General features: G+C 53.7%; 14 protein-coding genes. 4 read left to right on the top strand and 10 right to left on the bottom strand.

Going from position 1 to position 14703, the window contains the following annotated elements; genetic code table 11:
- Nucleotides 1–8: 8 nt before the first annotated feature.
- The 3 genes from QUD59_RS12655 to QUD59_RS12645 all read left to right on the top strand — a co-directional run bounded on the left by QUD59_RS12655 (nt 9) and on the right by QUD59_RS12645 (nt 2477).
- Nucleotides 9–1421 carry a LutB/LldF family L-lactate oxidation iron-sulfur protein gene (locus QUD59_RS12655; protein WP_286237430.1) on the top strand — a complete coding sequence of 471 codons (1413 nt, stop codon included), beginning with the start codon at nt 9–11 and terminating at the stop codon, nt 1419–1421.
- Between the two features lie 2 nt (nt 1422–1423).
- Nucleotides 1424–2092 carry a LutC/YkgG family protein gene (locus QUD59_RS12650; protein ID WP_286237429.1) on the top strand — a complete coding sequence of 223 codons (669 nt, stop codon included), beginning with the start codon at nt 1424–1426 and terminating at the stop codon, nt 2090–2092.
- Between the two features lie 172 nt (nt 2093–2264).
- Entirely contained in the window at nt 2265–2477 is a 213-nt protein-coding gene (locus QUD59_RS12645; protein ID WP_286237428.1) for a putative motility protein, read from the top strand.
- 14 nt (nt 2478–2491) lie between these two features.
- On the opposite strand, the gene QUD59_RS12640 is transcribed toward QUD59_RS12645, so the two are convergent.
- The 9 genes from QUD59_RS12640 to QUD59_RS12600 all read right to left on the bottom strand — a co-directional run bounded on the left by QUD59_RS12640 (nt 2492) and on the right by QUD59_RS12600 (nt 13171).
- A complete protein-coding gene (locus QUD59_RS12640; protein WP_286237426.1) occupies nt 2492–4837 on the bottom strand; it encodes a DNA polymerase II in 2346 nt (781 codons plus the stop codon).
- A 7-nt stretch (nt 4838–4844) separates the two neighbouring features.
- Entirely contained in the window at nt 4845–5849 is a 1005-nt protein-coding gene (gene mvaD, locus QUD59_RS12635) for a diphosphomevalonate decarboxylase (RefSeq protein ID WP_286237424.1), read from the bottom strand.
- Entirely contained in the window at nt 5836–6765 is a 930-nt protein-coding gene (locus QUD59_RS12630) for a mevalonate kinase family protein (RefSeq protein ID WP_286237423.1), read from the bottom strand. Before QUD59_RS12630 ends, mvaD begins: the two co-directional genes overlap by 14 nt.
- Complete coding sequence (locus QUD59_RS12625; RefSeq protein ID WP_286237422.1) at nt 6752–7744, bottom strand: mevalonate kinase family protein; 993 nt, start codon at nt 7742–7744, stop codon at nt 6752–6754. The genes QUD59_RS12630 and QUD59_RS12625 overlap by 14 nt, the downstream gene beginning before the upstream one ends.
- Nucleotides 7744–8910, bottom strand: coding sequence for a hydroxymethylglutaryl-CoA synthase (locus QUD59_RS12620; RefSeq protein ID WP_286237421.1), 1167 nt, complete (start codon nt 8908–8910; stop codon nt 7744–7746). Before QUD59_RS12620 ends, QUD59_RS12625 begins: the two co-directional genes overlap by 1 nt.
- Before the next feature lie 13 nt (nt 8911–8923).
- Nucleotides 8924–9952 carry a type 2 isopentenyl-diphosphate Delta-isomerase gene (gene fni, locus QUD59_RS12615; protein ID WP_286237420.1) on the bottom strand — a complete coding sequence of 343 codons (1029 nt, stop codon included), beginning with the start codon at nt 9950–9952 and terminating at the stop codon, nt 8924–8926.
- Entirely contained in the window at nt 9952–10986 is a 1035-nt protein-coding gene (locus tag QUD59_RS12610) for a hydroxymethylglutaryl-CoA reductase (RefSeq protein ID WP_286237418.1), read from the bottom strand. Before QUD59_RS12610 ends, fni begins: the two co-directional genes overlap by 1 nt.
- A gap of 108 nt (nt 10987–11094) precedes the next feature.
- Nucleotides 11095–12420 carry a TolC family outer membrane protein gene (locus tag QUD59_RS12605; RefSeq protein WP_286237417.1) on the bottom strand — a complete coding sequence of 442 codons (1326 nt, stop codon included), beginning with the start codon at nt 12418–12420 and terminating at the stop codon, nt 11095–11097.
- A 109-nt stretch (nt 12421–12529) separates the two neighbouring features.
- Complete coding sequence (locus QUD59_RS12600; RefSeq protein WP_286237416.1) at nt 12530–13171, bottom strand: response regulator transcription factor; 642 nt, start codon at nt 13169–13171, stop codon at nt 12530–12532.
- On the opposite strand from QUD59_RS12600, the gene QUD59_RS12595 reads away from it, so the two are divergent.
- Nucleotides 13170–13298: a hypothetical protein gene (locus QUD59_RS12595; protein ID WP_286237413.1), complete on the top strand. Its 129-nt coding sequence runs from the start codon at nt 13170–13172 to the stop codon at nt 13296–13298. The genes QUD59_RS12600 and QUD59_RS12595 overlap by 2 nt on opposite strands.
- Before the next feature lie 75 nt (nt 13299–13373).
- Here QUD59_RS12595 and QUD59_RS12590 read toward each other — a convergent pair whose 3' ends face one another.
- Nucleotides 13374–14696 (bottom strand): HlyD family type I secretion periplasmic adaptor subunit, encoded by a 1323-nt coding sequence (locus QUD59_RS12590; RefSeq protein WP_286237412.1) that lies wholly within the window; start codon nt 14694–14696, stop codon nt 13374–13376.
- Nucleotides 14697–14703: the final 7 nt, after the last annotated feature.

Below are 14703 nucleotides of genomic sequence, written 5' to 3'. Positions count from 1 at the left end.
GATCAGAGATGCAGATTAAGAGCCCACAATTTAAAGAAAATGCCCGTATCGCCCTGCACAATGTAGAACTGCAGGAAGCGCTGGGTCAGTTCAAACACGGTTTTCCGGTCAACCGCGCTAATGCCATCAAACGCCTGCCGGAGTTTGATGACCTGCGCGATGCGGGTCGCGACCTGAAGAACCATATCATCCAGAATCTGGATATCTATCTGGAACAATTTGAAAGCAAGGTGATCGAGAACGGTGGCCACGTCCACTGGTGTCGTACGGCAGAAGACGCCAATAAAACCATTCTCGACATCTGCAAGCAGGTCGATGCAAAGACCGTGACCAAGGGCAAATCCATGGTCTCGGAGGAGATCAACCTGAATGATTATCTCGAAGCCAATGGTGTGCAACCGGTTGAAACCGATCTGGGTGAATATATCCTGCAACTGCGCGGTGATCACCCGAGTCACATCATTGCTCCCGCCATTCATCTGAATGTGGAAGATGTATCGGAAGCCTTCCACACTCACCACAAGCGCCCGAAAACAGGAGATCCTCAGGCGCTGATGAAAGAGGCCCGCGAGGTACTGCGCAAACAGTTTGTCAGTGCTGATGTGGGCATCACCGGAGCCAACTTTCTGGTAGCAGAAACCGGCTCCACCATTATTGTTACCAACGAGGGCAACGGCGATCTGACCCAGACCCTGCCGAAAACCCACATTGTGATCACCTCGATCGAAAAAGTGGTGCCCACGCTGGAAGATATGAGCCTGTTCCTGCGCCTGCTGGCACGTTCTGCCACCGGGCAGGAGTTCACGGTTTACAATACCCTCTCCAGCGGCCCGCGCCGTGCAGAGGATCAGGACGGCCCGGAAAACTTCCATGTTGTACTGGTCGACAACGGCCGCAGCGAGATGGTCGGCACAGAGTTTCAGGAGATGCTGCGCTGTATCCGCTGTTCATCCTGTATGAACCACTGCCCGGTTTACGGCGCAGTTGGCGGCCACTCCTACGGCTGGGTTTACCCGGGCCCTATGGGCTCGGTGCTGACACCGAAGATGATCGGTATAGACAAAGCCGCACATCTACCTAACGCCTCAACCTCCTGCGGCAAGTGTGAAGAGGTCTGCCCGGTGCGTATCCCGCTACCGAAAATGATGCGTCACTGGCGCGAGAAAGAATTTGAGAAACACCTGACCCCGAAAGCGGTACGCTTCGGTATCGCGGGCTGGGCTTACTTTGCCAAACGCCCGGCACTCTATCGCTGGCTGGCACGCAGCTCCGCCTGGTTTATGCAGAAAATGGCCGGAAAGAAAGGCCGTATCAACAAACTGCCACTGGCGGGCGGCTGGACCGACTGGCGGGATATGCCCGCCCCTCAGGGAAAAACCTTTATGGATCAGTGGCAAGCTAAACAGAAGGCGGGAGAATAACCATGAGCAAAGCAGAAATTCTGGCTAATATCCGCCACGGTCTGAAACGGGGCGCAGCTACTGAGGCACAGCGTGAAGCCACACTGGAACGAATCCGGGCTCACAAACCGACGATCATCCCAAAACGCTCACAACTGGATCAGCCCGGGCAGATTCAGTTGTTCCGTGAGATGGCTTCAGCCGCAGCCGCTGAGCTGATCGATATTCAGAGCCTCAACCAGCTACCGTCCGCTGTTGCTGCGTGGCTGAACCAGCATCAGTTTAAAACGCTGGTCAGCGCCAGCGATGAGTGTCTGAATCAACTGGACTGGAGTGCACTGGGTGAGATCAACCGTGAGCAACGCGTCGCCCGCTCCGGCGATCTGGCCAGCCTGACCACCAGCATGGCCGGAATCGCAGAAACCGGCACCCTGATGCTCTACTCCCGACCAGAAAGCCCGACCACCCTGAACTTCCTGCCAGACTGCCATCTGGTTTTGCTCAAAGAGTCAGATATTGTCGGCAGTTACGAGGACGCCTGGAACCGGCTGCGTGAGAAGCACCCGAACTCCATGCCACGCACAGTGAATATGATTACCGGCCCTTCTCGCAGCGCTGACATCGGACAGAAGCTGCAGATGGGCGCGCATGGCCCCTGTGTGCTGGTGATTTTTATCCTCAGGGACGTCTGATCCTGCCGCAGGCCGCCGATCACCATGGCGGCCTGCCCACGCTCCATTTTTTCACCCCCCACGTTCACGAACCCCTCAAGTTCCCGCCTGCTTCGCCGATAAACCGGTAACCCTATTTGAAAAGCGCTGTCAGGGATTACAGCCACGCCACGTAATCAACTGAAGGTTTTGAATGATGGATGGAAATGATATTGCAGCAGCCGCAACAACGGCGAGTAATCAGCAGTTGCAGAGCAGTCATGCAGTAAAGTCAGCCGAGATGGCCAAAGACCAGATAGAACAAACCGGCGATCAGATTATGCAACTTCTGGAAGTGACCGCACCGGGCAAACTTCGCGTCGACCCCCTCAGCCCTCTGGGAACCCAGATCGACGTTAAAGCCTGAATCTGTATGCCGCCTCAGAATAGCTTACCCTGAGGCGCTGTCAGATCAGTGAAACTCTCCCCGATAAACAGCAGAATTGACTCACACACCGGCTGTAGCTGCTTTTCCAGATAGTGCTGATAGTCAATCGGCGAACGCACAAACTCCAGCGGCTCCGGCCCGTTAACCGTCCACAGGTATTCGATGTAACTCCCCGCGGTATAAGGGCTTGGTTGCTGACGCTGCTGATACATCAGTTCCGCCTTAAGCCCGGCCTGAACATGCGGCGGTTTATTCTTCTGATACTGCCCCAGAGGCTGGCGTATCCGCTTACGGTAAACCAGACGCTGGTCCAGTTCCCCGGCCAGCATATCCGCCACCGTCTTCTCCAGCATAGGCTTCCATTCCTGACCATAAAAGATCCGCGAATAGAGCTGTTCCTGCAGCCAGCGCGCCAGCGGGGTCCAGTCAGTCCTTACGTTTTCCAGGCCTTTAAACACCATCGACGTGCTGCCATCGGGCTGACGCTTCAGCCCCGCATAGCGTTTCTTGGTGCCTTTATCGGAGTGTCGCATGGTGGGCATCAGAAACCGGCTGTAATGGGTTTCGTACTCAATTTCCAGTTGGCTCTGAAGCTGAAACCGCTTCTCCAGATCGGCCTGCCACCATTGATTAAGAAACTCAGCCAGTTCACGCCCTTTGCTGTTGGCATCAGCCTCAGGAAAATCATCTCCAAGCCAGACAAACACTGAGTCGGTGTCACCGTAGATCACCTGAAAGCCAAACTGCTCCTCGATGACGTCCCGTGTCCGGGTAAGGATTTCATGTCCACGCAGGGTAATTGAGCTGGAAAGTCGCTGATCAAAAAAACGGCAGACATTTGAACCCAGCACCCCGTAATAGGAGTTCATAATGATCTTAATCGCCTGGGAGAGTGCCGCATTATTTGACGCTTTGGCCTGATCCCGCGCGCCCCACAGGCGCTCAATCAGCGCGGGCAGAATCGTTTTACTGCGGGAAAAAATCGCATGGTTAAATCCGGGCAGCAGATCCTCTTCATCCGCCCCCTCTTTTAAACCTTCAGCCAGCCCGTAAGGGTCAATTTTGAAGGTACGGATAATACTCGGGTACAGACTCTTAAAATCCAGCACCAGCACCTGACGATAGAGCCCCGGCCGGGAATCCATCACATAACCGCCCGGTGCACTCAGACCGGACATACCGGAGGCATACTCAGGTGCTACATAACCCGCCCGATGCAAAAGCGGCAGATACTGGTTATCGAAGGCGGCGGCAGAACCGCCGACTTTATCCAGTGGCAACCCTGTCAGGCGGGCCCGCTCAATCAGGTAATTGATGAGATCTGCTTTGAGGAAGATATCCCAGACCAGTTTGCAGTCTTCCAGGTTATAGCGCGCAAGCGCCTGCTTATCTTCGCGGAACAGGCGCTGGATCTCGCCACCACGATCGTCCACATGCTCGATCAGCTTACCCCGATCGAGAAACTCCCGGGCGACATTTTCCAGTGAAAAGCTCTCAAATTGATAAGTGGCGCCACGCAGGGTATCGATACCATCCAGTACAATCCGGCCACCCATCCGCACAAACAATTTACCCTGACCGGACTCATGCAACTGCAGCGGCTGCTGATCGCGTCCAAGCCGCAGCGGAATACGCAGAGCCTGTGCCCGGTTGTAAAGCACCCGAAAGTCAAAACCGATTACATTCCAGCCGATAAAAATATCCGGATCATATTCATCTACAACCTGTATAAATGCCTGCAGCAATGAGCGCTCATCGGGGTAGTAACGAACCTGATCCGTGTCCTCCCCCTCTCCCTGCATCAAAACCCGCTGAAAGTCTTCAGCATAGAAGGCCGCTGAGAGGATTTTATCCGCACGCATAGTGGTTTCGAGATCGATAGAGAGAATACGGAAACGCGGGGCATAATCGGCCGGTTGCAGCCGCACCCGGGAACCGCGCTGCAAAACACCGGCGCCGCCCTGAATAAAGCGTTCCATCAGATAACGGTCTGCGTGACGGATATCCTCCTCCATCATTGCGATACCGTGCACCTGACACAGCTCCTGAATCTGGCGATACGTTTTCAGGCTTTGACTGTAGAGGGCGTGAACACCGCGACCCTTAAGGTCAGTCATATTCACTTTGGCCAGTCGCCAGCCACGCAGATGAGCGAGCAAGCGGTTCAGAGCTTCAACCTGCTGATCCAGAACGAACAGTACCGCTTCCTGCCCCTGCAGAGTGACCGGGCTGCAGCCCTGATCGTGACAAAGCCAGTAGGTCAGGCTGATTCCGGAACGTTCATCCTGCTGCTGTCGGGTCAGAATAAAGCCGACCTTATCAGGCCCGGGCTTGCCCATCTCAGGTTCAGCCGAACGGCGCTACCAGATCGAGATCACTCAGCTCAGGAAATGCATCCAGCACCGCCGCTTCGTCAGCCGTCTGATAGAGCAGTTTAAGGTTGGGCCCGGCATCCATAGTCAGGTAGACCTCTACGCCCAGCGAACGCAGTTCCCAGACCCGATGCATCGCTGCCACAGATTCCGGCTGCCAGTAGAGTAACGGCGGCCAGGAAGCGATCATCGTCGCATGCATCGACAACGCATTCTGCTCTGCCGTAGCGCCGAGCAATTCAAAATCCCGATCAGCCAGCGCCCGTTTGATGGTCGCCAGATCCCGCCCGGCCTGCTGCGGCCAGGATGCATAAAGTGCCGCCGACTCAACCGTGCGCTGCATGCCGGAACGCGAATCAACTTTTTTCACGCCGGTGGCCACTTTCAGTAAGCCGATACGAAACCCGGGCCATTCAATATCGAGGCGCTCGGCGCAACTGTCCATACCATCTTCCCGGCTTCCCTTATGCCATTCGACAAAACCATCGAAGATCGAACGCGAAGCACTGCCACTGCCCATCCGGGCAAAAGCAGAGAGTCGGGCCGGCTCCAGACCGAGCTGATAGAACTGATCGAGCGCCAACATCAGCGCAGCGAAACCCGAGGCAGATGAAGCTAACCCTGCAGCCGTAGGAATATTATTTTCAGTACGGATCGACAGCGGTTGTCTGAGATCACGTCGAAACAGATCGACAAAGCGGATCACCTTCCGGGCAAAACTACTGTCAGCGGCTAACAGCTCGCCATTGAGAAAAACCTGATCACTGTCTGCATCGACCGGCGTAATTGAGGTACGGCTGCCTAACTCGCCCAATGATACCGAGAGGGAGGCATTGATTGGCAGATTCAGCTCAGCATCACGTTTACCCCAGTATTTACACAGCGCAATATTGCTCGGAGCAAAAGCGTCTGCGGTGGTTCCCGGTAACGGAGTATCCGGAAGAAAACGCTCGATTACCTGCTGCTTAGTGATGCTCAATGCTGACTCCTTGTTCCGATACTGCGACCGGGATCTGCTCATAATTCAACGCCAGCGCCGGATCAGCTCCCAGCGCCAGCACACAATCCCCCAGACCAGAGCCTGATATTTTAGCGCCCAGAATACGAGAACTCTGGCGCAAGCGGTAGATAATGTCACAGAGGGTCAGATCAGCCACCCCCAGCGCATCCATCAACCCCTGATAATGATTCATGATACGCCCAAGCCCCGCCCAGTCTGCTGCTGCAACGGCGGCTTCGGCTGACTCGGTCAGCTCTCCCATCAGACGGTATAACTGCTGATAAAACATCGGCTGAAACTGGCTCTGATGCTCAATGCGCTTAAGCACCTCCGGGGTAGGTGTTTTATAACCCGCATAATAGAGCGAAATGTCAGGCAAGCCCTGCAGGGAAACAACCTGCCTCGGCTCGACCCGGTAAGAGACAATCGAGCCATAGATACTGGCAACCAGATCGGTACCCGACCCGCGCCCATCCTGCACCTCGTGCACCACTGCCAGCGCGTGGTCAAATAAAGCGGCAGGCTCTGTAGACTGGCCTGAATAAGCCGCCAGTGCCGCAACCGTGCCGGCAGTTACGGCTGCGGAAGAGCCCAGACCCACGGTATGGGAAAACTCCGAGCGAATGCTCAGCTCAAAACCGCAGACCAGCGCAGGCGCAAAACGGCGTACAGCAGCGAGCACAAAGCTGAGACGAGGTTCCGCCGCAAGCTGATCCAGATCCGATTCATACTGCGCCAGTGCGGAATCGATACGTACTTTACGATCGCTTCGTGGGGTCAGCTGCAGATGGATATATTTATCCACAGCACAGGCAAGCGCCTTCTCACCGAATAGCACCGCATGCTCACCCAGCAGCATAATACTGCCCGGTACCGTCACCTTAATAGGCTTCAAAACAAGCTCCCTGATTAACCTGTCGCAGAGGCTGCAGGTCAATACGCAGCCACTGACTGATACTCTGAACATCCATGCCCGGCAGATAAAACAATACCTGCCCGGCAGCCTTGCCACCCAGTGAGCCCGCACCGCAGACCTTGCCCGCTCCACCCAGTGCCACCACCTGCCGAATGGTCTCAGCAACCGGCTCAGGTACCACGCCAATTTGCTCCAGTAACAGTTGATTACTGCGAATCAGATCAGGCAAAGCACTCTGATCAGCGTTCTGCAGTGCCTGTTGCAGCGCTTCTGTCACGGCACTGAAAGCACTCCAGACCGGCGCTCCTTCAAACTCAGCACGCACGGCAGCTACGGTTTCTCCGGTACTGGATTGAGGGCTACCGCTGTTCCAGATATACCAGTCCCTGCCCAGCGTGTATGGCAAAGGAGTGACCTCATCAGCACAGACCCTGATCAGACCACCATAGGTCACTGCCGCCGCATCAATAGCACTGCCGCGTCCATGCTGTAACCGCTCACAATAGCGAACCGTTCGGAAAAAGCGTTCCGGATCTGAATCTTCTTCATGATTTCCCTGAGCCAATTTCAGCAACGCAGCAATCAGTGCGGCCGAAGAGCCCATGCCTGCACCGGCCGGAATCGTACTGTTAATATCGATTACCCCGGCTGACGAGAACCCGGCCTGCGCCAGGGTATAGCTGATCAGCTCCAGCGGGTGCTGCAATACTTCACGGATACCGAGGCGATGTTGCAGAAATGCGTCATAGCGCGAGTCAAGCTGATCGCTTAATGACTCAAGTTCTGTCAGGGGCTGCGAATACTCGCCAAGAGATGAGCGTAACTCCAGAGTGGAGCCTGTGGATGGGGTAAAACGGGCGGTCACCGATTGATCGACCGCCACGGCAATGGCCGGCGCCCCGTAAACCACCGAGTGTTCACCACTCAGGATCATCTTTCCCGGGGCTTTAGCCTTCATCAGCAGATAACGTATTCCCGCTTGTGACCGCTGATCGCAGCCAGTCGGAAACGACCCGTAGTACCGGCAGGAATATCATGATGCTCACCGTCACGCGGATCCGGATGACGGTACAGTTTCAGGTATTCGTCGTAACTGACTTCCTGACGGGCATCCAGCATCTTACGGTGATTCAGAGTATGCAGGCATTGTTCATAACCCGCAACAACGGTACCGGAGAAAAACTCCGCCACGCAGCCCGAACCATAACTGAAGAAACCCACCCGGTTACCGGCCAGGCTCTGCTTACAGTTTTCCAGCAGCGAGGTCAGGCCGATATACATGGACGCAGTGTAGCTGTTACCAATAATCCGGTTGTAATGCAGGGTATCTTCAATCTGCTGTTCGATCTGCTCCAGCGACAGCCCGGCCTGATTGATCTTGGCCAGATGCTTATGCGCTTTTTCAGCCATCCGGCTGAACGGCAGATGGTAGCAAAAATGCGAAAAATCACTGAACGCCAGCGAGCTGACTTCGGTAAAATTTTCCCAGGCTTTCTTCAGGGACTTAAGATAGATCTTGGTAGAATACTTACCATCCACCAGTGCAGTAGAGCGGTAATTAGGCCGCCAGAAGTCCATCACGTCTTCGGTGTAGTTACCCACTTCAGGATCGATTTCAATCAGCCGCGGATTCGCTGAGATCAGTACCGCGACAGCACCGCACCCCTGTGTCGCCTCACCTGAGGTATCCAGGTCATAACGGGCGATATCGGAGGCAATCACCAGCACCTTTTTTTCCGGCTGTCTGGCCACCAGCGCACAGGCCATCTGAATAGCCGCCGTCGCACTGTAACAGGCCTGCTTTAGCTCAACTACGCGACAGTTGGCGTTCAGCCCCAGCAGCCGGTGCACATAAACGCCCGCCGCTTTCGACTGATCCACTGCGGTTTCGGTGGCAAACATCAGGGTACTGATCGCATCCGTGCCGACCCGTTCGATCAATGGCTGGGCGGCATTCGCCCCCATAGTTACCACATCTTCATCAGGTGCGGCCATGGACATTTTTTCCTGGCCAATCCCCTGATAATACTTTTCTGATTCGATCTGCTGAACGTCCGCCAGAGTCCGTAAATCCAGATAGTAATTGGATGTATAGAAACTAATTTCGTCAATACCAACTGACATTCTTTGGTCTCGATTAACACTCATCTAAAATAAGGGCGCGGTTGTTGAACATAGAAGCAACATCCGGGACCCCTAATAGAAACATGGCTGTTCTGAATTCTGTTTTGATTTTTTCAATCTCTGCGACAACTGCGTCAGCTGATTCCATAGCAGGTTTGAGCAACGGGGCAGCCATGCCACATAAGGAGGCGCCGAGTATAACAGATTTCGCTATATCAATCCCATCTCTTAAGCCGCCACTTGCGATGATTGTGGCCCGGTCCAGATAAGGGTTGGCTAATTTCAGTGCGGTGGGTGTCGGCACCCCCCAGTCCTGAAAACGGAGTCCCAGATCACTGTCATCATCACGACGATGATGCTCAATCCGGCTCCACGATGTTCCCCCGGTGCCCGCCAGATCAAAGCATGTCACACCGGCTTTCAGGCCCAGTTCGATATCCGCAGGCATCAGGCCACTGCCGACCTCTTTCAGCAGTACCGGAGACTCCAGCTCCGACACTAAGCGACTGATTTTATCAGCCAGCCCGGCAAAGTTGGTATCCCCCTCAGGTTGTACCGCTTCCTGCAGCGGATTGAGGTGCAGATAAAGCCCGTCAGCATTCAGCAGATCAATCGCCTCCTGCGCCTGGGCGAGCTCAACACCGTAATTGAGCTGCACCGCACCGATATTGCCAATCAGTGGCACATTCGGTGCAAATTGTCGCAGCCGGAAGCTTTCCCGCGCCTCAGGGGCCGAGAAGATCACCCGCTGCGAACCTACCGCCATGGCAACGCCGGTTCGTTCAGCAGCCAGCGCCAGATTGCGGTTAATCTTGCGCACCACCTGATGATCACCGCCGGTCATGGACGATATCATCATCGGAAAACTCAGGCGATAACCTAAAAATTCACAACCGCTGTCGATTTCAGCCAGATCAAGTTCCGGCAACGCACGATGGATCAACCGGATACGATCAAAGTGGCCCGCCGCCCGATCAGTCAGCGGATCGCGCTCGATAGCCCGGATATGTTCCAGTTTACGTTCGTTAGTCTGATCAGACATTACCGCTCCAGTTTCAGGTGAGCTTCCATCAACTCACCGGGATTGGTCTGCGCTGCCAGAAGGGACAATTCGCCACAGAGCACCGTAGCTGCACAGATTGCTGCCAGACGGCGGGCATTTTCACCCGGATCCCGATCCTCTTTGCAGCCCAGCGCCGCGAGGTTTTCCTCAACAAAGTCAATCCCTTTGCCATTACCCACAGACCCCATAATCAGGTTAGGCAACGTGCAGGAAAAATAGAGATCGCCATCACGCACTTCGGCATGAACAATCCCCTGCGATCCCTCAATGATATTCGCCGCATCCTGTCCGGTCGCCAGATAGAACGCCAGTAGCATATTGGCGTAGTGCGCATTGGCACTGCGCAGACCACCCGCCACCATGGTACCGATCAGGTTCTTCTTAATATTCAGATCGACCACTTTTTCCGGTGTGGTTTTAAGCCGGCGCTCGCAGATATCCCGTGGGATCAGTATCTCTGTTACCACGTACTTACCACGCCCCAGAATACCGTTAACCGCGGTGGCTTTTTTATCTGAACAGTAGTTACCGGAGATTGAGGAATAACGCAGTTGCGGGTACTCCCGAAGAATCCACGGAATCAGCTTGTCGGCAGCATTGGTCACCATATTATGGCCGGACGCATCTCCGGTGGTGAACTCAAAGCGCAGGTAGATCATATTGGCTACGATCTGACTGTGCATATCGATCAGTTTGGCAAAGCGACTACTCTGTGCCACCACACTATTCAAATCGTCTTTGCGCGACTGAATTGAGTTCAGCGCCAGCATCGCTTCATGGGCATCATCGGCCTCCAGCAGAATCGAGCGGCTCATCCGCTCATCGACCACTGTCGTTTTTATCCCGTCAGTCAGGGTCGAAACCCGTGCGCCACGACCCACCGAGGGCCACAACGGGGTTTCATAGGTCGCCAGCGGTACACTGATCTTTTCATCCAGTACCGGTCCGGTGATTTTAATCGGACCGACATTACGCATCGGGATTGGTGCCTGACTGATTTTATGCGATTTCATGCTGCTTCTTCGTACAAAGAAAAAAGGGCTGCCAGCGGCAACCCTTTTCCAGATAAGGTTGAAGGCGACAATTCTAATGAACTTAGCCGCCTCTTTTCAATTACCAAATTAGGATGGATTCGCTTCCTCACCCTCTTCAGCAACAGCGTCTGCCGTTTCTGCTGGCTCCACATCACCCAGATTAGGCTCCGGCAGTGACAGATTCAGCGTATCCAGCAGAGTCCCCATACCATTAACTACACGGTACTGAGCGACCAGTTGATCGTGCAGTGCGTTGGTCAGGTCATTCTTGGAGGAGAACACTTCGTTCTCGGTATCGAGCAGGTCAAGCAAAGAACGCTGACCGATATCGAACTGCTTGTGGTAAGAATCACGCGTCTCCTGAGAGGAGGAAACGTGCTGCTCCAGATAAGGTAACTGCATATCCAGAATCGTCACAGCATTCCATGACAACTCCATGCTCTGCAGCACTTCACGCAGGGCATTGCTCTGGATTGCTTTAGCTTCTTCAATCTGATGCTGGGTCTGACGAACCCGTGCTTTATCCGCACCACCGTTGTACAGGTTATAACGCAGACGGAACATGGCGGTCAGGTCTTCGTTAGTCCCGTCCACACCATCGATATCGTTATTCCAGGTACGGTCAACCTCGAAATGCACACGTGGGTAGTAGTTACGACGTGCCGCATTGTACTGCGCCACCGCTGCCAGCGTATCCGCCTCTGCTACCTGCAGGGTAGGATGGTTGCTGAGCGCCACTTCCGTTGCATCATTCAGCGTTTCAGGCAGCGTAACATTAACCATCTCCGGATAAACCAGATCTTCCAGAGCCGGTGCCGGCATACCGGTCACACGCTGGTAAGTTGCCTGAGCATCCAACAGGTTGTTCTCGGCAGCCAGTACGTTAACCTCGGCCAGCGCCAGACGACCTTCAGCCTGCTGAATAGAAGCCAGGGCACCCAGACCGGATTCAGAACGACGCTTGATCTGATCGTAGACTTTAACGTGGTTGTAGAGGGTTTCTTTCGCCTGCTGCAACAGCTCTTTACGGCGATTCAGCTCAATATAAGCACGTGCGGCTTCCAGAGCATAGGATTCTGCAGTCTCGATAACTCGCTTATCTGCAGATTGTGAACGTGCAGTCTGACGGTCGACTTCACTGGAAGTACCAAAACCGTCAAAAATCATCTGACGCAGGCTGAGGCTGGCTTCACCACGGGTGAGTTCAACATCATCATTGCCACCACTTCGGGTGGTGGAGTTATTGGTCCACTCGTAACCGATACCTGCAGCAAAATCGAGGGTAGGATAGTAGCCTGCACGAGCCTGTCGCAGCTCCTGATAAACTGCGTTACGTGCATTGATTGCACGCTGCACTTCAGGATTATCTGACAAGCCCTGCGCGACCACTTCCTCAAGGGAAGCTGACAGCACAGAAGGACTTACCGCCCCGATAAGAACACCAGCAATAATTGACCTTAACATAAAATTATCCGCCTTTATTATAAATAGTTTGTAGCCATGAATGTGCCTGAGCAGCAAGCTAAAGGGCCGGAACCTGCCTCGACATAAGCACCAGCGAAATCCGATCCGTAGCACCTGTTTTCTGAAATATAGAACTCAGATGCGCCTTGACTGTTCGCTCAGTAATATCGAGTTCACGGGCAATCTCCTTATTACTTGCGCCTGTTACCAGAACCGCAAGAACCTCTCGCTCACGACTACTTAATCCATCAAAACAATTTATATACTCTGCAGTGTCCACTTTGTTATCTGTAACTGGCATTGTCCGCAAAAGACGCTTAAGCAGCTTTTGCAACAGCTCGGGGCCTGCCCAGATATCACCACGGAGCACAGTTTTCATCACTTCAGTAAGCAATGAAGCTGTAACATAGGTGTTGGTATATGCATTCGCTCCGGTTTGTAAAACCTCCATTCCTTCTGTTTCATTTGGTAGATCAGTACAGCAGATCAGGATCCCCTCGGGACAGCGCTGTTTATAACTGAACACCGCTTGCTTCTGCTCCGCTGAAATAGAACTGAGATGAACAAGCAGCACCCCCCGGGGGCTATCCCATTCAGCCAGAAGACCGGATTCAATCTGATCAACCTGCCACTCGCTCTGTAAGCAGTGTCGCCAGCGTTCCAAAACTTTTTCGCGGTTCCCGACGAAGAACAACTTCATGAATTATACATCCCAGCAACCGACTGAGTTGGATACACAGCAGCGCTATTACAGCAATTCCTTTAATCTACTGCACACTAAAGGCTATACCAAACTTTACGATAGCGCCATTGGCAGTACCACTTAAAAGACCGCATTATATATGCCGATAAATCATATAGATACGATCCAAAAACAATACCAAAGTATTAATAATAAGCCATTATCTTTCTGTCATTGCCCGGCTTCTGGCTTTCAGAACCGGCTTCAACAGATAGTCCATCACGGTTTTTTTGCCGGTCAGAATATCGACACTGACCGTCATCCCCGCCATTAACGGAAGGTTACCTTTACCGCCCGTAACCAAAGAGCCAATATAAGGCTGCGCTGTTTTCAAACGCACCAGATAGTAGCTATCGCCCTCTTCATCGAGGATGGTACTGGGGCTGACAAACACAACCTCAGCATCAACCCCGCCATAGATTGAGAAATCATAGGCTGATACTTTGATCACCGCAGGCAACCCCGGCATGATAGTGGCGATATCTGCAGGACGAATGCGGGCCTCAACCAACAGCGTATCTTCCCACGGCACCAGGTTGAGCAATTCATCACCCGGCTGTACCACACCCTCGACGGTATTAACCAATAATTGTTTTACCGTACCTTTAACCGGCGCCCTGACTTCAGCACGGTTAATCCGGTCATTCATCCCGGTCAGCGCCTGCTGGATACGCGCACTTTCAGCCAGAACCTCATTCAGCTCCCGGCTGGCCACCCCACGAAACTGAAGCTTAGCTTCATCCAGTTTGTCCCGGGATTCCTGCAACGCCGATTCAATACGGGGAATATTAAGACGTACACCTGACAGTTCACCCGCCAGATCGTTTAGCTGTCGCCGTAAGCGCAGAAACTCAACTTCGGAAATCACCCCTTCTGCCAGCAGCGGCCGGGTGATATCCATCTCGCGTTTCAGCAGACCATAGCTGCGCTGCAACTGTTTCTCCTGAGATTCGGCAGCCTTCAGTTCCTGAACTTTCTGCGCAATCTGCTGCTCGAGACCACCCAGCAGTGCTTTGAGTTCGGCACTGCGGGTCAGATACAGCGCCTGTTCCTGCGCCAGCATGCTGCGATACTCATCCGGAAAATCATCCGGCTCGACAAATGCCGAGCCGTTAGACTCAGCGCGTAAACGTGCCGCTTTGGCCAGCAGTTCGTACTGCCGTACCTGATTCTCTTTCATCGAACTGGAGAAACGCACATCATCAATTCGCAGCAACACCTGACCTTTTTCAACCAGATCACCTTCATGCACCAGAATTTCTGAGACCGCCCCGCCCTCCAGAGTTTCGACAACCTGTAACTGTTTAGAGGGGATGATCTCACCATCACCCCGGGTAATTTCATCCAGTTCAGCCCAGTTCGCCCAGTAGATAGCGATCAGTATGAAAAGCAGCATCGCCCAGAGTAACGCTCTGGCACTGGTCGGTGTCTGCTCGGCAATCGCCTCACTGACGCTGGACATATACTGTAGATCTTTTTTCATGAGCCTG

The organism is Neptuniibacter halophilus (assembly GCF_030295765.1).
Lineage (GTDB): Bacteria > Pseudomonadota > Gammaproteobacteria > Pseudomonadales > Balneatricaceae > Neptuniibacter > Neptuniibacter halophilus.
Note: the sequence above shows the minus strand (reverse complement) of the source record. Positions and strands in the feature narration are given on the sequence as shown.